The sequence below is a fragment of the Arthrobacter sp. NQ4 genome (assembly GCF_029077345.1).
In the GTDB taxonomy this organism is placed as follows: Bacteria; Actinomycetota; Actinomycetes; order Actinomycetales; family Micrococcaceae; genus Arthrobacter.
In genome coordinates this window covers 198,751-217,041 of the sequence record NZ_JARETC010000001.1, presented here as the reverse complement: position 1 = coordinate 217,041, position 18,291 = coordinate 198,751, and the positions used below count along the sequence as shown (strand labels likewise).

General features: G+C 67.1%; 14 protein-coding genes and 1 tRNA gene. 11 read left to right on the top strand and 4 right to left on the bottom strand.

Annotated elements, in window-relative coordinates:
* Positions 1-22 precede the first annotated feature (22 nt).
* The 6 genes from PUN51_RS00955 to PUN51_RS00930 all read left to right on the top strand — a co-directional run bounded on the left by PUN51_RS00955 (position 23) and on the right by PUN51_RS00930 (position 9,779).
* Positions 23-1,762, top strand: coding sequence for a glycerol-3-phosphate dehydrogenase/oxidase (locus tag PUN51_RS00955; RefSeq protein WP_224026611.1), 1,740 nt, complete (start codon positions 23-25; stop codon positions 1,760-1,762).
* A 38-nt stretch (positions 1,763-1,800) separates the two neighbouring features.
* On the top strand, positions 1,801-2,289 hold the full coding sequence (locus PUN51_RS00950) for a PTS sugar transporter subunit IIA (RefSeq protein WP_159631436.1): 489 nt from the start codon (positions 1,801-1,803) through the stop codon (positions 2,287-2,289).
* Positions 2,290-2,369: 80 nt separating this feature from the next.
* Complete coding sequence (locus tag PUN51_RS00945) at positions 2,370-3,254, top strand: SURF1 family protein (protein WP_275179598.1); 885 nt, start codon at positions 2,370-2,372, stop codon at positions 3,252-3,254.
* Positions 3,251-3,757 carry a DUF3817 domain-containing protein gene (locus PUN51_RS00940; RefSeq protein WP_275179597.1) on the top strand — a complete coding sequence of 169 codons (507 nt, stop codon included), beginning with the start codon at positions 3,251-3,253 and terminating at the stop codon, positions 3,755-3,757. Before PUN51_RS00945 ends, PUN51_RS00940 begins: the two co-directional genes overlap by 4 nt.
* Positions 3,758-3,860: 103 nt before the next feature.
* Positions 3,861-5,450 (top strand): glutamine-hydrolyzing GMP synthase, encoded by a 1,590-nt coding sequence (guaA, locus tag PUN51_RS00935; RefSeq protein ID WP_159631439.1) that lies wholly within the window; start codon positions 3,861-3,863, stop codon positions 5,448-5,450.
* A 129-nt stretch (positions 5,451-5,579) separates the two neighbouring features.
* Positions 5,580-9,779: a DUF4011 domain-containing protein gene (locus PUN51_RS00930; protein WP_275179596.1), complete on the top strand. Its 4,200-nt coding sequence runs from the start codon at positions 5,580-5,582 to the stop codon at positions 9,777-9,779.
* Between the two features lie 11 nt (positions 9,780-9,790).
* Here PUN51_RS00930 and cpaB read toward each other — a convergent pair whose 3' ends face one another.
* From cpaB to PUN51_RS00915, 3 genes are all read right to left on the bottom strand, one after another.
* Entirely contained in the window at positions 9,791-10,516 is a 726-nt protein-coding gene (gene cpaB, locus PUN51_RS00925) for a Flp pilus assembly protein CpaB (protein WP_275179595.1), read from the bottom strand.
* A 112-nt stretch (positions 10,517-10,628) separates the two neighbouring features.
* Entirely contained in the window at positions 10,629-10,901 is a 273-nt protein-coding gene (locus tag PUN51_RS00920) for an FmdB family zinc ribbon protein (protein WP_275179594.1), read from the bottom strand.
* A 111-nt stretch (positions 10,902-11,012) separates the two neighbouring features.
* A complete protein-coding gene (locus PUN51_RS00915; protein ID WP_275179593.1) occupies positions 11,013-11,633 on the bottom strand; it encodes a 5-formyltetrahydrofolate cyclo-ligase in 621 nt (206 codons plus the stop codon).
* Between the two features lie 102 nt (positions 11,634-11,735).
* Between PUN51_RS00915 and galU the strand changes: the two genes are divergently transcribed.
* The 4 genes from galU (at position 11,736) to PUN51_RS00895 (ending at position 14,497) form a co-directional block, all read left to right on the top strand.
* Complete coding sequence (galU, locus tag PUN51_RS00910; protein WP_159631444.1) at positions 11,736-12,641, top strand: UTP--glucose-1-phosphate uridylyltransferase GalU; 906 nt, start codon at positions 11,736-11,738, stop codon at positions 12,639-12,641.
* A 4-nt stretch (positions 12,642-12,645) separates the two neighbouring features.
* The gene (locus PUN51_RS00905) at positions 12,646-13,266 is read left to right on the top strand and encodes a GNAT family N-acetyltransferase (protein WP_159631445.1); all 621 of its coding nucleotides are present in this window, start codon (positions 12,646-12,648) and stop codon (positions 13,264-13,266) included.
* 105 nt (positions 13,267-13,371) lie between these two features.
* Positions 13,372-14,289: a hypothetical protein gene (locus PUN51_RS00900; protein ID WP_275179957.1), complete on the top strand. Its 918-nt coding sequence runs from the start codon at positions 13,372-13,374 to the stop codon at positions 14,287-14,289.
* 132 nt (positions 14,290-14,421) lie between these two features.
* Positions 14,422-14,497: transfer RNA gene (locus PUN51_RS00895), tRNA-Ala, on the top strand.
* A 45-nt stretch (positions 14,498-14,542) separates the two neighbouring features.
* On the opposite strand, the gene PUN51_RS00890 is transcribed toward PUN51_RS00895, so the two are convergent.
* Positions 14,543-15,619 (bottom strand): DUF2235 domain-containing protein, encoded by a 1,077-nt coding sequence (locus PUN51_RS00890; RefSeq protein WP_275179592.1) that lies wholly within the window; start codon positions 15,617-15,619, stop codon positions 14,543-14,545.
* Between the two features lie 181 nt (positions 15,620-15,800).
* Here PUN51_RS00890 and PUN51_RS00885 point away from each other — a divergent pair, with 181 nt between their 5' ends.
* Positions 15,801-18,275 carry a PEP/pyruvate-binding domain-containing protein gene (locus tag PUN51_RS00885; RefSeq protein ID WP_275179591.1) on the top strand — a complete coding sequence of 825 codons (2,475 nt, stop codon included), beginning with the start codon at positions 15,801-15,803 and terminating at the stop codon, positions 18,273-18,275.
* Positions 18,276-18,291 lie beyond the last annotated feature (16 nt).

The window sequence follows — 18,291 nt, the reverse complement described above, 5'->3', positions numbered from 1 at the left end:
CTAGAGGCACTGGAGGCGTTCAATGAAGAGTGTTCCTGCAAACGGCGGGGTCCTTGGCCCGGAAGCCAGGGAAGCATCCATCCAGCGGCTGCGCGCCACCACGGAACCCGGCCAGGAACTGGACATCCTGATTGTCGGCGGCGGCATCGTTGGCACGGGAGCCGCGCTCGACGCCGTGACCCGGGGGTTGAGCGTCGGCATCGTCGAGGCAAGCGACTGGGCGGCAGGCACGTCGTCACGGTCTTCCAAACTGATCCACGGTGGGTTGCGCTACCTGGAAATGCTGGACTTCGCCCTGGTCAAAGAGGCCCTGCAGGAACGCGGGCTGCTCCTCTCCGAGATTGCACCCCACCTGGCCCGGCCGGTGCCGTTCCTGTATCCGCTGACCAAACCCTTCATCGAGCGGCCCTACGTTGGTGCCGGCATCGCCCTCTATGACGCCATGTCAGTCTCCGCCGGCCACAGCAGGGGAGTGCCGTTCCACAAACACCTCAGCCGCCGGGGAACGCTCCGGGCCGCCCCCAGCCTCAAGAACGACGCCTTCGTCGGGTCCATCCGGTACTACGACGGCCAGGTGGATGACGCCAAATACTGCGCCAACCTGGTCCGCACGGCTGCCTACTACGGCGCACATGCCGTGAACCAGATGAAGGTGGTGGACTTCCTCCGCGAAGGCGAACGCGTGGTGGGGGCCAAGGTGGAAAACCGCGAGGACGGGACGCAGTTCAGCATCCGCGCCAAGCAGGTCATCAACGCCACCGGCGTGTGGACCGACGAAACGCAGGCCATGGTGACCGACCGCGGCCAGCTGAAGGTCCGCGCTTCCAAAGGCATCCACCTGGTGGTTCCCCGCGACCGCTTCCAGTCCACGGTGGGGCTGATCCTGCGCACCGAGAAGTCGGTGCTGTTCGTCATCCCATGGGGACGGCACTGGATCATCGGCACCACTGACACTGACTGGCACCTGGACAAGGCCCACCCCGCCGCTTCCAGCAAGGACATCGATTACGTCCTGGAGCATGTCAACCAGGTGCTCAAGCGGCCCTTGACCCGGGAAGACGTCGAAGGGGTCTATGCCGGCCTGCGGCCGCTGCTGGCCGGCGAAAACGACTCCACCGCCAAGCTGTCCCGCGAGCACGTGGTGGCGCACCCTGTTCCCGGACTGGTGGTGGTGGCGGGCGGAAAGTGGACCACCTACCGGGTCATGGCCAAGGATGCCGTTGACGAGGCCACCCGCACCATGGACGAACGCGTCCCGCCCAGCTGCACCGAAACCATTCCGCTCCTGGGCGCCAGCGGTTTCCGGGCCGCCTGGAACCGTCGGAACCGCACCGCAGAGGAATCCGGGGTGCACGTCGCCCGGATCGAGCACCTGCTCAACCGGTACGGGTCCATGACGCCTGAGGTCCTGGCCCTCATTGAGCAGAACCCGGAGCTGGCGGAGCCACTCCCTGGCGCCGACGACTACCTGCAGGCAGAGGCCGTCTACGCCGCAAGCCACGAAGGTGCCCGCCATGTGCAGGACGTCCTGACGCGGCGCACAAGGATCTCCATCGAGGCATGGGACCGCGGCGTGTCCGCCGCCCCCGTTGTCGCTAAACTGATGGGTGACGTCCTTGGCTGGAGTGACACGCAGCGTGAAAACGAAGTCCGCCACTACCTTGCCCGCGTGGAGGCCGAACGCCTCAGCCAGCAACAGCCGGACGACGAATCCGCAGACGCCGCCCGCCTGGGCGCGGAAGATATCGTGCCCTTGCGTTGAGGGGCCGTTCGCCCCACTGCTGACCGAAGGGAAACGCCTTGGCGGAACCACTGGACCCGTATGACGCCCACCTGACCACCGCCGACATGGTGATCCTGGAAATGGAGGCGAAGGACAAGACCGACGCCACCAACCAACTGGCAGAGCGGCTCCACGCCGCAGGGCGGATCTCGGATCTTGACGGGTTCCTGAAAAACGTCAATGCCCGGGAGCACCAGCTGGCCACGGGGCTCCCGGGCGGCATCGGACTGCCGCATGCCCGCAGCGAATTCGTGTCCCAGACCTCCATCGCCGTCGGCATCACCAAGTACGGCCACGCCCTGGACTTCGGTGCAGCCGACGGTCCAGCCACGGTCATCCTGCTGATTGCCACCCCGGCGAGCTCTTTCTCCGACCACCTGGAAGTCTTGGCCACCCTGGCCCGGTCACTCTCCAAGGAATCATTCCGCGAGTCGCTGCGGCGTGCATACGACGCCGAAGTGATCGCCGAGCTCATCAACTCCAGCCTGGTGTTCTTCGACCACTAGGCGCATCCCCGGTCCCGCCTCCGGGCCCGGACGCCCCCGGCGTTTAGTTGTTCTACAGAACTACGAAGTACGGTTAAGACGTGTGGAAAACAGCCCTTAAGCCCCGATGGATCGCAGGCTTTATCTTCGCGATCGCTCTCTCCGGGGTCTTCGTGCTGTTGAGCCAGTGGCAATTCGGCCGCTCCACCCAACCCGAGGTGCCGGTCAATCCCGCCACCGAACAGGTCCGGCCGCTTACCGGCACCCTGCAGCCGGGTGAGTTCTTCCACGGCAGTGTTGCCGACCAGATGGTCACTGCCCAGGGAACGTACAGTCCCGACAAGCAGGTCCTGGTTCCCGGGAGGCTCCACGACGGCAAAACCGGCTACTGGGTTGTTTCAGCCTTCGCCGTTAACGGTGCCCCCGCCCTGTCCGGAGCAGGTGCCTCACCACAGACGTGGATCCCGGTGGCACGCGGGTGGGTCGCCCAGCCCGGGGACGCGGCAGCACCGCCGTCGGGCCTTGTTGAGCTGACCGGCCGGCTGCTGCCGTCCGAAGCGCCGGTGGCGGGGAAAGCTCCGAAACCGGGGGAGGCCTCCGCCGTCTCCGTGGCGGAGCTCATCAACTACTGGGAGGTCAGCAGCTACCCAGGCTTCGTGTCTGCCACCGCGGAAGTGGTGGGGGGCCAGGACGTCAGCGCTGCCGCGGTTCCGGGAAACCTCCTTCCACTGGACATCGGTCCGCAGCCGCCGGCGCAGCACATCAACTGGCTCAACCTCTTCTACTCCATCGAGTGGGTTGTCTTCGCCGGGTTCGCCCTCTTCATCTGGTGGCGGCTGGTCAAGGACGACTACCACCGGGACCTGGAGGAGGCCCTTGACGACGCCGGGGACGACGGTGACGGGCACGACGAAAACCAACAGCTTCCACAGCAGGCCGAACAGCACCAGCAGCCTGAACAGCACCAGCAGAAGGTACAGCCATGATTGATCCGAAACCGGCCACCCCCTCATCGCAGGCCTCCGGCAAGACCTCCGGGAAGAAGCGCCGTTTCGGCGGTACCGAGGCGCAGATCCGGTCCGCCCTGAAGTTCTACAAGGTCATGGCCTACCTCACCGGCACCATGCTCCTGCTGCTGTGTGCGGAACTGGTGGCACGGTACGGCTTCGGGCAGTACCTGTTCGCCGGCGGAACCAACGCTGTGACCGGCCAGCCGTTCGGCTTCGGATTCGCCGACGCCGAGCCGGCGGGCGTGCTCAACGGCATGAACGTCTCCGTCACCGTCCTGATCGTGCACGGCTGGATGTACGTTGTGTACCTGATCTCCAACTTCCGGCTGTGGTCCCTGATGCGCTGGCCCTTCCTGAAACTGGTGCTGCTGGCACTGGGCGGCGTCGTGCCGTTCCTGTCCTTCATCGTGGAGAAGAAATTCCACGCAGAGGTGGAAGCCGAGCTTGCCGCCAATCCGCAGGCTCCCCAGCGCTACTGAAACGGGCCCGGCGCGCGCCGGCCATCCGCCGTCGGACGTCTGCTGCGTCACAGCGCGGCTTCTGAAGGTGCGCCGGTGCAATGGCGCAAAGTAGGCTATTACGGTGACTACTCCCACTGCATCCCAGACTTCCCAGAAGCCGGTGCTGGTTGTTGATTACGGTGCCCAGTACGCGCAGCTGATTGCCCGCCGCGTCAGGGAAGCGAATGTGTATTCGGAAGTGGTTCCGCATACCTACTCCACCGAGCAGCTCCTGGCCAAGAACCCTGCCGCCATCATCCTCTCCGGTGGCCCCTCCAGCGTCTATGCCGACGGCGCCCCCAGCGTGGGTGCCGACCTCTTCGAAGCCGGCGTCCCCGTCTTTGGGATCTGCTACGGGTTCCAGGCCATGGCCAACGCCCTGGGCGGGAAGGTGGACAAGACCGGCCTGCGGGAGTATGGATCCACGGAAACCACCATCCTCGGTGACGGCCGCTCGGTGCTTGAGGGCATGCCCCAGCACCAGAAGACCTGGATGAGCCACGGCGACTCCGTGCACGAAGCCCCTGCAGGCTTCGATGTCCTCGCCACGACGGCAGGCGCCGAAGTAGCAGCCTTCGCCAACGAGGAAAAGGGCCTCTTCGGCGTGCAGTGGCACCCTGAGGTCAAGCATTCCGCCTACGGCCAGCAGGTGCTCGAGAACTTCCTGTTCAAGGGCGCAAAGCTGGAGCCCAACTGGACCACGGGCAACATCCTGGAAGAACAGGTGGAGCGCATCCGCCAGCAGGTAGGGGATGCCCGCGTTATCTGCGGCCTCTCCGGCGGCGTCGATTCGGCAGTGGCGGCAGCCCTGGTCCAGCGCGCCGTGGGCGACCAGCTCACCTGCGTGTTCGTGGACCACGGACTGCTGCGTGAAGGCGAAGCGGAACAGGTTGAACGCGACTTCGTGGCCGCAACCGGCGTGAAGCTGTACGTGGCCAACGAACAGGAACGCTTCCTCTCGGCACTGGCCGGCGTCAGCGATCCCGAAACCAAGCGCAAGATCATCGGCCGGGAATTCATCCGCGCCTTCGAAGAAGCCGAACTGGCCATCATCGCCGAGGCCGCAGCCCACGGCGAGAAGATCAAGTTCCTGGTCCAGGGCACCCTGTACCCGGACGTCGTCGAATCCGGCGGTGGTGAAGGTGCAGCCAACATCAAGAGCCACCACAACGTGGGCGGCCTCCCCGAGGACCTGCAGTTCGAGCTCGTTGAGCCTCTGCGGGCCCTGTTCAAGGACGAGGTCCGTGCCGTCGGCGCCCAGCTCGGCCTGCCCCAGGAAATCGTCGGCCGCCAGCCGTTCCCCGGCCCCGGCCTGGGCATCCGGATCGTCGGCGAGGTCACCAAGGAGCGGCTGGACCTGCTCCGCAAGGCGGACGCCATCGCGCGTGCCGAGCTGACCGCGGCCGGGCTGGACAACGAGGTATGGCAGATGCCCGTGGTCCTGCTCGCAGACGTGCGCAGCGTCGGCGTCATGGGCGACGGCCGCACCTACGGCCACCCCATCGTGCTCCGTCCGGTCTCCTCGGAAGACGCCATGACTGCCGACTGGTCGCGCCTGCCCTACGACCTGCTGGCACGGATCTCCAGCCGGATCACCAACGAGGTGGACGGCGTCAACCGGGTGGTGCTGGACGTCACCAGCAAGCCGCCGGGAACCATCGAGTGGGAATAGCATCCTAGTGGCCGGCCTCCGTCAGCGGAGGCCGGCCACTGCTTTTTCCCAGCGAATTCCTCCGCAATTTCCGGTGCCCCAGTGTTGCGGTCGCTCAAGTCCGGCGCCGGAGCGGCTACTCTCGAATCTATGCCGGTATGGTCCAGGGCGTCACGTGCAAACGCAGAAAAGAAGGCAGAAGTGTCAGTTGGTCAAGGCCACCCGGAAGGCTCGGAAGAGCTTCGTAAATGGCTGTCCGGGCTCAAACCCGTCACCGGCGCGGACACAATGCTCCGCTTCACCAAGACGCCGGAAGGTTCCATCGACCTCACCTCGGCACACCCCTCGGGGCTGGCCCAGCTCATGGCCGGGCGCCGCACACGCCTGTCCACCCTGATCCGTGACCGGCAGCAGTATGTGGTGGCCGCGAGGGCGTCGCGCAACATCCGGTCAAAGATCTTCGAGCTCGCCAACGACCGCGGCATCGACGCCGGATACCTGTCGGCGGGCACTGTGGTGTGGACATCCGCCGTCGGGGGCAAACCCCAGCGCGTGTCAGCCCCGGTCATGCTGACCGCCATCTCCCTGACGGTGCGCCCCGGGGAGGACGACTTCGAACTGCAGCTGACCGAACAGGCGCAGATCAACCCGGCCCTGGTGCGGCACCTGAAAAACATCCACGGGATCGTGTTCGACGTCAACGCCGTGACCCGCCTGGCCTACAGCACCGCGCGGTTCGACCCCCAGCCCGTCCTGGACCGGCTGGCCACCCTGATCCGGCCCATCCACGGCGCTGAAACCCAGCACAACCTGCTGGTCTCCACCTTTGCGGATCTCTCCGGCAACCTCGACGACCCCTGGATCAACGATTCCCACCCCATCGTCTCTGCGCTGGCCACCGCCGCCGGAGGCGAAGTGGTGGACGTTGAGGAACCGGACCCGACCCGCTTCCCGCACCTGGACAACAGGCACCCCGAGGACGAGCTGCTGCTGCTGGATGCCGACACGGACCAGCAGTACGTGGTTGATGCTGCCCGCGCCGGAGACTCCCTGGTGGTCAGCAGCCCGCCCGGGACCGGCCAGACCCAGACGGCCATCAACACCATCGGCGCCCTGGTGGATGCCGGCAAGACCGTGCTGGTGGTGGGCGATCGCCGCGCCAGCCTGAACGAGGTTTCGGGGCACCTGGAGTCGTTGGGCCTGGAGTCCATCCTCTTCCAGCTGACCGGGAACGTCACCGCCCAACAGCTGAAAGGCCAGCTGGTCCGGGCGATCGTCCGCAATGAAAAGTCCCTGGAACCCCAGCTGGGGAACCTGCACGCCACCCTGACCGAACACCGGCACGCCCTGATGGACCACGTGGCATCGCTCCACAACGTCCGCGAGAGGTGGGGCTGCTCGCCGTACCAGGCCATGCAGTCACTCGCTGAGCTCACCTCGATCCATCCTGCCCCGGCCACCACCGTCCGGCTCAAGCGCAGCGTCCTGGACAGCATCCGGGACCGTGAGGAGCTGGCGGGCAGGCTGCGGCGCGCCGCGGAACTGGGCAGCTTCAGCAAGGCGGCCACCACCAGCCCCTGGCACGGCGCCCGGCTGCTGACCCGGAAGGAAACCGAGGAAGCCCAGGACCTGGTCCGCTCGGTGGCCAAGAGCCTCCCCGTCCTGCGCGACCGCATGGACGCCGTTGCCGAGCACGCCGAGATCCGCCTGGGCGAGTCCTTCGCGGAGTGGGGAGAGCAGCTGGAACTGCTGGTTGCCGTCCGCGGCAGCCTGGACAAGTTCACTCCGGACATCTTCGACCGGCCCGTGACAGACCTGATCTCCGCCACGGCGCCGTCCGCGTGGCGGCGGGAGCGCGGCATCGAGCTGACCGCCATGCAGCGCTCCAGGCTGCGCAGGGTGGCCAAGGAATACGTGCGCCCGGGCGTCCACATCGCGGACCTGCACTCGTCCCTGGTGCTGGTCCAGGAACAGCGTGCCCTCTGGGCTGGCTACGCCACCACGCAGCGCCATCCCGCTGTTCCCTCCGGCCTGGCCGAAATGAACGCCATGTACCGGTCACTGGACCAGGAGCTGGCACAGCTGGGCGAGGCGCTGCAGCACACCGAAGATGGCGGGGCTTTGGCCACGGTGCCCTACGCGCAGCTGATGGACCGGCTGGACCGCCTGGTGGCGGACACCGATACGCTCAAGACGCTGCCCGAACGCACACTCCTCATTGAGAACATGCGCGAACATGGCCTGGGTGAACTCCTGGCCGATCTCGCAGAACGGGAAGTTCCGGAAGGATCCGTCGCCGCGGAGCTGGAGCTGGCGTGGTGGCAGTCCGCGCTTGAGGCAATGATCAGCGGCGACGACTACCTGGCGATGTCCGACGGCGACGCCCTGCGCCAGCTGGAAGCGGAGTACCGGCTGGCCGACAACGCCCACATTGCCAGCGGCGCCGCCCGCCTGCGGTGGGACCTCGCGGAACGGTGGCGGACAGCCATCGCTGCCCAGCCGCGCCAGGCAGACCTGCTCCGCAGCCTGCTCAAGGACGGCCGGGTGTCCCTGCCTTCCCTCACCGCCCAGGCACCTGAGCTGATCGGCACACTCGTCCCGGTCTGGTCCGTCAGCCCGTACCTGATGACGGGCCTGCTCCCGGCAGAACAGCACTTCGACGCCGTCGTGATCCTCGACGCGGAGGCCACCTCCCTGCAGGCCGTCCTGCCGTCGATTGCCCGGGCACGGCAGGTGATCGCCTTCGGCGACCCGCGCATCGCCACGCCCCGGACGTTCACGGTTGGGGTGGAGCGGCTTGCACCCGGCGAGTCTGCCCACCACCGCGTCGAGAGCGCTTTTACCGCGCTCTCCGCAGTGCTGCCGGTGTGGCGCCTCAACGTGGTGTACCGCGCAGTGGACGAGGACCTGGTCCTGCAGCTCAGTAAGAACTTTTACGACGGCGGCCTGCGCCGGCTGCCCGAGGGCCAGTCGGCCACGGGGCTGGACCGGTCCCTGCTGGTGGAATACCTGCCGGACGGCACCGGCCTTCCCAGTGCCGACCACGAAGGCGTGGAGTCCGTGGTTGCCGAGGTCAACCGCGTAGTGGAGTTGGTCTTCGAGCACGCCCGCCTGCGTCCGCGGACCTCCCTCGCCGTAGTCACCGCCAGCCTGCGCCACGCCGCGAGGATTGGCGAGTCCATCCGGCTCCAGCTGTCCAACCAGCCGGGCCTGGCCGGATTCTTCGGCGCCGGCCCGGAGTCCTTCCGCGTGGTGGACCTGGAACGTGCCCAGGGCCTGGTCCGCGACCATGTCATTTTCTCGCCGGGATTCGGGCGGACCCCGCACGGCCGTGCCCTCCACAACTTCGGGCCGCTGTCCGCTGAAGGCGGCCGGGAGAAGTTTGCCCTGGCCATGACCCGGGCCCGGCGTTCCCTGCACGTACTTACGTGCTTCCGGCCCGAGGACCTGGACCACACCCGGCTTACCCACGGGGCGGTGGACCTGTACGCGCTGCTGGACCGGGAAATTTCCGGCAACACGGATCTTGGCACCCCCGCGTCCCGCGCCGCCGCCAGCGAACAGGCGCTGGGCGCGGACCCGTTGGTGGCGGATCTCGGTGACCGGCTGCGTGCCCGGGGCGCCAGGGTCTGGCACCAATACGACGGGGCAATCGATGTAGTGGCAGCCGCCGACCCCCTCAATACCATGGGCCAGGAGGACTCCGACATCCCGAGGCCGGTGGCCATCGAGTCCGACGGCACTGCGCAGTACCGCACCATGAGCGTGCGGGAACGCAGCAGGCTGCGTCCCCAACTGCTGGAACGCCTTGGCTGGCGGTACATGCCGCTGTGGACCATCGAAGTGTTCACGGACCCGTCGTCCTGCGCAGACCGCATTGCCGGCTACCTGGGCCTGGAAAAGATGGTGCTGCCGGGCAGGACCCACCAGTCTGCGGGCTTCCTTGACGACGACGTTGACCAGGCGCTCAATGGAATTGACGCCGCGCCGTCCGCCGGAGTTTCCTACCTGCCCGGGGATCCCGGCGCAGGCCGGACCGGTGACAGCGGACACCAGGAAGCGGGATCCATGACCGAGGAAAAGAAACCTGCTCACGGCAGGCTTGAGGAAGACGGCCGCGAGGAAGACATGCGCCAGGATGAGCTCCGGGACGGGCAGGCAGAAACAGTAACCGGCGGGGACGTTCCTGCAGGCCCGGCCGAAACGGCACCGGCGCCCCGGACGGTAACAGGCGGCACTGAAGAGATCCTCCCGAGCAAGGCGGCAGAGGATGACGCCCGCAGCTGGGGTGACCGGGAGGATGACCACGACACGTGGTTGAAGGAACAGAAGCCGCCGCACTGGGGCTGACCGGCGCAAGCTTACGGCGGGCCGACCAGGACGAAGAACAGCCGGCCATGGGTTGACGCTCCGGCCAGGCGTGATGCTTGTTCGGCGGTGGCTGCCACCACGATCAGACCGTCGGTCTCCGTGGTGCCCAGCCACTGGCCGCTCTGGCCGCCCTTGTTGGAGGTCCAGAGCACGCGGACGGCCGACGCCAGTACCTCCGACGGGCCTTGCTGGTCGAACCCGTTGGCCGATGTGAGCACAACGTTGACCAGTTGGCCGGGGGAGACCAGCTGAATCGACGAGGCATCCGCCATCCGCAGTGGAACTGCGGCTGAACCGGGCGGTGTACCCGCCAGGAGCCCGGGACCCACCAGCTGGGCATCGCTGAGGAGCTGGCCCTTGCGCATCGGTGCGGCGAGCTGTTTGCCGGTGGCGGCGGCGTCATCCCGGAGGAAGCCGTCGGCCACCATGCCAGGGGGCACCTGGACTCGGACCACGTCCGCGTCCGTCACGGCGGTCCCGGCAGGAAGATCCCGGGCTGCGGCCAGTGCGGTGGCGGTGGAGAGCGGGGCAGGAGTGAGCTGCTGGACGGCGATGGCGGCAGCTGCGCACAGCAACAGTGCAGCGGCGAGCCGGCGGTTCCGGCTCAACCAGGCGGCAACACGCGCGGGCAGGGGGCGGTTCCTTGGGCTGCGGGCAGCGCCTGCGGGGCCCGAAGAATACCGGAGGGCGGCACGGCGGCGGGGAAGAAGGGGCATGCGCCCACGCTAACTCCGGGCGCACGCGCAAGGGAGCCGGGATAAGGCCTATGTGGACAAAAGCGGCCGGACGCTGGAAAGCGCCGGCCGCCGTCGTGAAGTCTGTGCCGGATTAGCTCGCGGCGGCTGCGGGCGCCGGCGCGGCGGGGGCGGCAGCAGGCGCGGCCGGAGCCGCTGCAGGCGCGGCGGAAACGGAGCTGCCCTTGGAATCGCGCGAGTCCGTGCGGTAGAAGCCGGAGCCCTTGAAGACGACGCCGACGCTGTTGAACTTCTTGCGCAGCGTGCCCTCGCATTCAGGGCAGGACGTCAGGCTGCTGTCCGAGAACGACTGGACGATGTCGAAGGCGTGGCCGCAATCCTTGCAGGCGTAAGCATATGTTGGCACTGGTGCTCCTCCTCTTGGGCAAACGAGAGGTCCCGTGCTGCCTCCTGGTAAACCATTAGCAGTCGCAGGGCCTGAGTGCTAATTCTATCACTGTGCACGGAACGCCCGTGCTCAGTCGCCGCCCGCCAGGGGCCGGTACCCGGAAGGGACCAGGACGGCCGGGACCGGACGGTCGAACTCCTCGGCCGGGATCCGTCCGGCGGGCAGCAATTCATCCTCGTAGATAACAGCGGCCAGCGGGATTTCCTTCCCGGCCGTAGCGAGGTGCCCCAGGAATTTGTCGTAGTAGCCGCCGCCCTGGCCAATCCTGTTGCCGGCCAGGTCCACGGCTGTGGCGGGAATGAAAAGCACAGCGGCGTCGCCGGCGGTTTCGGGCCCGTGCCGGTGCCCCGTGGGTTCCAGGATGGGCGCGTACCTGCTGCGCTCGAAGCCGGTGTCCGGAGTCCAGAACACCCAGCTCAACTCCCTGGCCGGTTCGCACACCGGAAGCAGGACCTGGTGGCCGCTGCGGTGCAGGGCTTTGATCAGCGGGAGGGTAGGTGGTTCCTGACCCACGCCAAGGTATACGCATGCTATCCCGGGACGGCCTTCCGTCACCGATCCAGCCCAGGCTTCCCCATGGGTGGCCAGGGCCTGGCCGGCAGCTTCCAGTTGCGCCGGCGTCAGGCCTGCCCGCCGCTGCCGGTGGGTAGCCCGGATCCCGTCCTTGACGGCGTTTGTCTCCTGCAGCATATTGTCCTCCCTGAAGTCCGGTGTTCCGCGCCTTGAGGCCGCGTGCCGGCCTTCGGTGCCGGGGGTTACTGAAATACTTGACGCTGACGTTAGATTAGTCCGGTGAACACCAGTAAACCCAGAGTCCGCAAAGCCGTCATTCCCGCAGCGGGCCTGGGCACCAGGTTCCTGCCAGCCACCAAGGCCATGCCCAAGGAAATGCTTCCCGTCGTGGACAAGCCTGCCATCCAGTATGTGGTGGAGGAAGCCGTCCATGTGGGCCTCAACGACATCCTGATGATTACCGGCCGTAACAAGCGGGCCCTCGAAGACCACTTCGACAGGGTGCCGTCCCTCGAATCGACCCTTGAGGACAAAGGCGATACGGAAAAGCTTGCGTCCATCCAGGCCGCCAGCCAGCTGGGTGACATCCACTACGTCCGGCAGGGCGATCCCCATGGCTTGGGCCATGCCGTGCTCCGGGCGAAGCAGCATGTGGGCGATGAAGCCTTCGCCGTGCTGCTGGGCGACGACCTCATCGATGCCCGCGACGAACTCCTCAGCACCATGATCGACGTGCAGGCGAAAACCGGAGGGTCCGTCGTCGCCCTCATTGAGGTGGAACCCTCCCAGATCAGCGCCTACGGCTGCGCCGACGTCCAGGCCATCGACGGCGAGGACTATGTCCGCGTCAACCGGCTTGTCGAGAAGCCCTCGCCCGAGGAAGCACCGTCCAACCTGGCGCTGATCGGGCGGTATGTCCTGCACCCCGCCGTGTTCGAAGTCCTCGAGCACACGGAGCCGGGCCGCGGAGGCGAAATCCAGCTGACGGATGCCCTGCAGGAACTCGCCTCCGGTGACGGCGAGGGACATGGCGTGTATGGCGTGGTGTTCCGGGGCCGCCGTTACGATACCGGCGACAAGCTCAGCTACCTCAAGGCCTGCGTCCAGCTGGCCATCGACAGCGATGACCTGGGGCCCGGCCTGCGGGAATGGCTGCCGGGCTTCACCGCCGGCCTCTCCCGGTAGCGCCGTGCGCACAGGTCCCATCTGGCCGGCTACCCTCGAGTGCGGCGACCTGGTCCTGCGGCCCATCCGGTACCGGGACAAGAAAGAGTGGACAGAAGTCCGGTCACGGAACAGTGAGTGGCTGGCACCGTGGGAGGCCTCCAACCCGGACCCGTCCGGCGGACTTCCCGACTACCGGCACATGGTCCGCTCGCTCAACCTGCAGGCTGCACAGGCTACCGCCCTGCCCTTCGTCATCACGGAGTGGAGGCCGGGCCTGAGGAATCCGGCCATCGTGGGCCAACTGACGGTGTCTTCCATCGTCTGGGGTTCGGCCATGATGGCAACGTTGGGGTACTGGGTGGACCAATCCCGGGCGGGACGGGGGATAGCCCCCACCTCCGTGGCGCTGGTAACGGACCACTGTTTCCGTACGCTTGGCCTGCACCGGATGGAAATCAACATCCGGCCCGAGAACGGACCCAGCCTGCGGGTGGTGGAAAAGCTGGGGTTCCGGGACGAGGGGTACCGTCCCCGTTTCCTGCATATCAACGGCAAATGGGCGGACCACCGTTCGTTCGCCCTCACCTCCGAAGAGGTCCCGGAAGGCCTCCTGGGTCCGTGGCTGGCGTCGCGCCGGTCATAAATCCAACGGTTTGCCAGTGGGGGCACGACACACCGCAGCTAATGCGGCCTGAGCAGGCATGATGCTCATACGGTTTTGAGTGTGGACTTCCCCCTTAGCAGCTCAGTGATCCTTGTGGTTGCCGTCGCGCTCTGGATTGTATGGGTTGCCCCTTACGTCCTCCGGAACCGCAGGCATCAGTTCCAGCCCGCCGGCGAGTTCCTGGCAGACGCCCCCGCCGATGAAAGGCCGGATCCGCATGCCGGCCTGGTCCTGAACGTCGCCGCCCAGCAGGAGAAAGCAATGGAACCCAGGAAGAGTGCCGCATCCCTTGCCGGCACTGCAAGCACCCCACCTGCGGCGCCGTTCCGCATCCGCTACGGCCGCACTGGCCTGGCCCTTGTGGGACTCCTTTCCCTGGTGACTGCATTCATCTCAGGTGTGCTGCTTCCCTTCGGCATCGGCTCGCCCGCTCTGCCGCTCACCTGCACCCTGCTGACGGTTGCATCCGTGGCATTGCTGCGCTGGCTCGCCATCCGTGACCGCAAGGCGAAGGTGGACGCCGCCTTCCGCTCCGCGATGAGCGCCCCGGCGCGCCGTCCGGAAGACGCCGTCGCCCTGCCTGCGAAGCCCGAAACCGCCCCCGTGCTGCCGGAAAGCCGGCTTTTCGACGCCGAGGCGGGGGAGCCGAAGGTCAAACCGCTCACCGCCATGGAGCTTCGCGAAGCCGCCCTCGCCGTTGCCGTGGCTGCCGGCGACACCAGCGCACCGGCAGTTGCTCCGGCCGCCCCCGCCAGCACCCCCTGGGAGCCGGTGGAAGTCCCCAAGCCCGTGTACGTGGAAGCCCCAAAGGCGGAGCGTCCCGAGCCGAAGCCGCTTGAGCTTCCCGAAGCGCCCAAGGCGGTCGGCAAGCCGTCACTGAAGCAGGGCGCTTCCGCAGCGCCCGCGGCAGAGACGGCTGCTGCAGCGGAAGCACAGCAGTTGTCCAAGGCTCAAAGCGCCCTCAGCAACCTCGACGACGTCCTGCAGCGCCGCCGCGCATAGGGCCCGGCAGCGCCTTGCCTTCCTCCGCCGCCCACTGCGCGCGTCAATTGGCGTTGAGCCGGGAAAATTTGTAGCCTAGGGACACCGGTCTCGCACCGGCGGGCAGCAGTCCGCCAGGGCGCGGATACGTCCGGGGCTATAGCTCAGTTGGTAGAGCGCTTCGTTCGCATCGAAGAGGTCAGGAGTTCGAATCTCCTTAGCTCCACCATTTGCAGGCACCCGGCCGGTTCCGGCGGGTGACCGGCCCGCCCCCTCAGGACAGGGATGGAGTGCCGGGCCTTTCCCCCAGATAGCGGACAAGGTTGGACGGCCGGTAGGTGGGATCGCCATCATGCCGCTTCAGAGCGGACTCTGCCACCCGTTCGTGTGCCGGATCGGTTGACCCTATGGGCCTGACGTAGGCAGGCAGCATTCTCCAAAAACCAACGCGGGATTCCTGGATCGGCGCGTACTGGTTGTACGGCTCAACCGGCGCCCCTGCCGCGGCCCCGGAGGCATCGGGCCGGAAGGCAAGCCCTGCGCTCCGGGTGCGTTCAACGATCCATGACAAGGCAACGTCGGACAGCAGGGTGCTCCGATTGCCGCCGCCTACGTCCCCGTGCGTTCCGGTGAACCATACCTGTTCCAGTCTCTGGGTTCCCGCGTCGTCCTGCGGCTGCCAGAGCGTCGGAGCGAATGGTTTCCTTTTTTCATCAATTGCCAAGGCCTGGAACGCGTTGTCGACGGTAGTGGAGAGTGCCGTGTCGTGGAAGGCAAACCTGCGGTTGAACCTGTCAACGACAGGTACCCCGGTGAGCGGGATGCCGAGCGCCCCCACGGTGTCCCAGACCGCGATGCAGTGGATCCGGGTCTCGTGGGAGAAGGACCGGCGGAAGAGCGTGGCTTCGACCGAACGCGGGTTGGTGGTGGCAGTCCGGTCCCTGTAAAGGCTGAAGGCGGCGCCCAGCCTTCCACGGAAACGCCGGCGCAGGATGCCCGCGTTCCTGATCAGTCCAGCGGTACTGCGGGCTGTGTAGGCGCCGCGGCTGAAGCCCAGCAGGAACAGCTCATCCCCTGGCTGGAAGTTGCCCATGATGAAGCGGTAGGCGGCGAGGATGTCGTAGGAGAGCCCTGCGCCGAACGCGCCTCCACCGAGACGGCCCTGGCGTCCGGTGCCCACGCCGCGATGATAGAAGACCCTCTGTTCAATGTCGGTGCCGTCCTGGTCCTTGCCGGCCGCAGCGATGGCCAGGGCGAGCTTTGTGACATTGGTGGGGCACGGCTGCCCGTCGTCAGCCTGGTCCGGGGTTGCCCACGTTCCGTCGCAGCAAACTACTATGCGCTTGGCCATTTCGTCTTCCTGGGAATCCGACCCTCACCCCGCCCGCGGTCGCGGCTTCCATCGGTATACACCCGCGCCGGCTTCCCGTCCATACATGCCTAACGCCGGCGGCTGGGTTGTTGTTGTGTGCCCGGTCCGGGGGGCTTAGCGTGGAGTGAGCAGCGGGCGGAACAGTGTCAGGAGCCCCGGAATGAATGGGACGACGGTCGGCAACCTGGGGGATTTCGGTGCCCGCGACGTCGCCCTGGCCGGTGGGAAAGGCGCCAGCCTTGGCGAACTGGTCCGCGCCGGCTTTCCGGTTCCGCCCGGATTTGTAGTGACCACCAGGGCATACCTTGCCATGCTGGAGGAATCCGGGGTGGGCGGCGAGCTGGGCCGGTTGCTCAAGGCAGGCGCCCCGCCGGCGGAGGTCCGCAGTCTTTTCACGGAGGCAAAGATGCCGGACCGTGTCCGCAAGGACATTGCCGCGGCTTATGCGGGCCTGGGCGGGAGTCCAGTGGCGGTCCGTTCCAGTGCCACCGCCGAAGACCTGCCAGGTGCCACATTCGCCGGGCAGCAGGACACCTACCTGAATATCCATGGCGAGACGGCGGTGGTCCAGGCCGTGATGGGTTGCTGGGCGTCCCTGTGGACGGACCGGGCCATTGCCTACCGCGGCAGGCAGGGTGTGGACCCCGGCGGCGCCGCCATGGCCGTCGTCGTCCAGGAAATGGTGCGCGCAGACCTGGCGGGCGTCATGTTCACCGCCAACCCGGTAACTGGTGAGCGCAACGAAATCCTCATCGATGCGAGCCCCGGTCTGGGTGAGGCGGTGGTTGCAGGCGAGGTCATCCCTGAACGGTATGTCCTGGACCGGGCGGGCGGGATCCGCGCCTTCAGGCCGGGCCGGCATGAGGTGGTTATCCGGGCAGGGACCGAAGGCGGCACCCAGAGGTCCGTTGGGGCAGGGGAGCCCGTCCGCGGACTCGGGAGCGGCCAGGCGGCTGAGCTGGCACGGTTGGCGGTGGGCGTGCAGGACCATTTCGGCCGCCCCCAGGACATCGAATGGGCGATTGCCGGCCGCCGTATATTCCTGGTGCAGGCCCGGCCCATAACGGCCCTGCCCCCGCAGCCATTGCGGCTCAACCCGATCCAGCGCCTGCTGGCGCCCTTTTTGCTGGAGATGTTCCAGGTCCGCCCCTACCCCCTGGACGTCTCCGGATGGATGCAGCGCGGCATCCTGGCCATGCTCCACGGCATAGCCGGCAGCGTGGGTGTGTCATTCCCGCCCGTGGAGAAACTGTTGCCCGAAGAGGACGGTGTGGTGGTGCGGCTGGTTCCGCCGGTACCCCGGCCCACCCTGCGGACGCTGGCAGCGCCGCTGGCCCTTATCCGCCGGGCCAGGCGCTACGACCCTTCCCGGTGGACCCTCGACAGCAGGTTTACGGCCTTTCTGGACAACGTCAGCAGGCTGGCGGCCCAGGACCCGCGCACGCTCTCCTGGCAGGGAGTCGTTTCGCTCGCCACTGAGGCCTTCACCACAATGCGGGGGATCACCGAACTCAGGATCTCGTACTTTCCCGGGATACTCCTTCCCCAACTGGAATTGCGCCTGCTGCTCCTCCCACTGGGCAAACTGAAGCTTGCACCCGCACTCATCGCCGGTGCGGAGACCCGCACCAGCCAGGCCAACACGGCGCTCGGGAATCTGGCTGACCAGGTCAGGACCAGCCCGGCCCTGAAGCAGGCCTTCAGCAGCCTCGCACCGGGCGAACTGCTGGCTGCCCTTGAGCACCAACAGGAGTTCGCCGGCTTCCGGTCCGCGTTCGACGGTTTCCTGTCCGAGTACGGCCACCGCGAAACGGTCAGTGTGCTGCTCAGCAGCGCGCCCACGTGGTCGGACGCGCCCGAGGTGGTGCTCGGGCTCATCACGTCGATGATGGGCGATCGCCCGCCGGTCCGGGACCAGACCGGCGAGGCGCTCGCGGACCTGATGCGGCATCCTGCCCTCCGCGTGGCTGTCCTCCGCCGCCACGTCCTGTCCACTGTCCAGGCAGCCAAAACCGGGATGGCGTTCCGGGAGGACAGCCACTTCCATGCCACCAAGGTGCTGCCGCCCCTGCGCCGGGCGCTGCTGGAGCTGGGGCGCCGCCTGGTCATCGCAGGAGTTTTGGCGGACCCTCAGGAGGTCAACCACCTGCGCTTCGAGGAACTGGCCGCAATGCCCGACGGCGGGGCGTTGCCACCGGACGACCGGGAACGGTACCGCCGCCTGGTGCTGGCAAGGGCTGCCAAGCGCAGGGAGCTTGAGGGTATCCCGCTGCTGGACCCCGTTTCCCTGTTCGCGGACTCCCGGCGGCCGCACGGGGTCCTGGCCAGCGGCATGCCTGCCAGCCGCGGCCAGGCAACGGGGACAGTGCGGGTGATCCGCAGCCCGGAGGAATTCGGGTTGCTCAGGAGCGGTGAAATCCTGGTCTGCCCCTACACCAACCCGTCGTGGACCCCACTGTTCCAGCGGGCTGCTGCGGTGGTGGTGGATTTGGGCGGCGCCGGCTCCCATGCCGCGATCGTCGCCCGGGAGTACGGCATCCCGGCCGTCATGGGCACGGGGAACGGCACCAGCACCCTGGCCGACGGGCAGGCCGTCATGGTGGACGGAAGCACGGGGCGGGTCACCGCGGCCTGACCCAAGCCAACACTGC

Excerpts from the sequence above, each read along its gene's own strand:
- PUN51_RS00955 (WP_224026611.1), top strand. The coding sequence starts at position 23 with ATGAAGAGTGTTCCTGCAAACGGCGGGGTCCTTGGCCCGGAAGCCAGG.
- PUN51_RS00940 (WP_275179597.1), top strand. The coding sequence starts at position 3,251 with ATGATTGATCCGAAACCGGCCACCCCCTCATCGCAGGCCTCCGGCAAG.
- PUN51_RS00930 (WP_275179596.1), top strand. The coding sequence starts at position 5,580 with ATGCCGGTATGGTCCAGGGCGTCACGTGCAAACGCAGAAAAGAAGGCA.
- cpaB (WP_275179595.1), bottom strand. The coding sequence starts at position 10,516 with ATGCCCCTTCTTCCCCGCCGCCGTGCCGCCCTCCGGTATTCTTCGGGC.
- PUN51_RS00915 (WP_275179593.1), bottom strand. The coding sequence starts at position 11,633 with ATGCTGCAGGAGACAAACGCCGTCAAGGACGGGATCCGGGCTACCCAC.
- PUN51_RS00890 (WP_275179592.1), bottom strand. The coding sequence starts at position 15,619 with ATGGCCAAGCGCATAGTAGTTTGCTGCGACGGAACGTGGGCAACCCCG.
- PUN51_RS00885 (WP_275179591.1), top strand. The coding sequence starts at position 15,801 with ATGAATGGGACGACGGTCGGCAACCTGGGGGATTTCGGTGCCCGCGAC.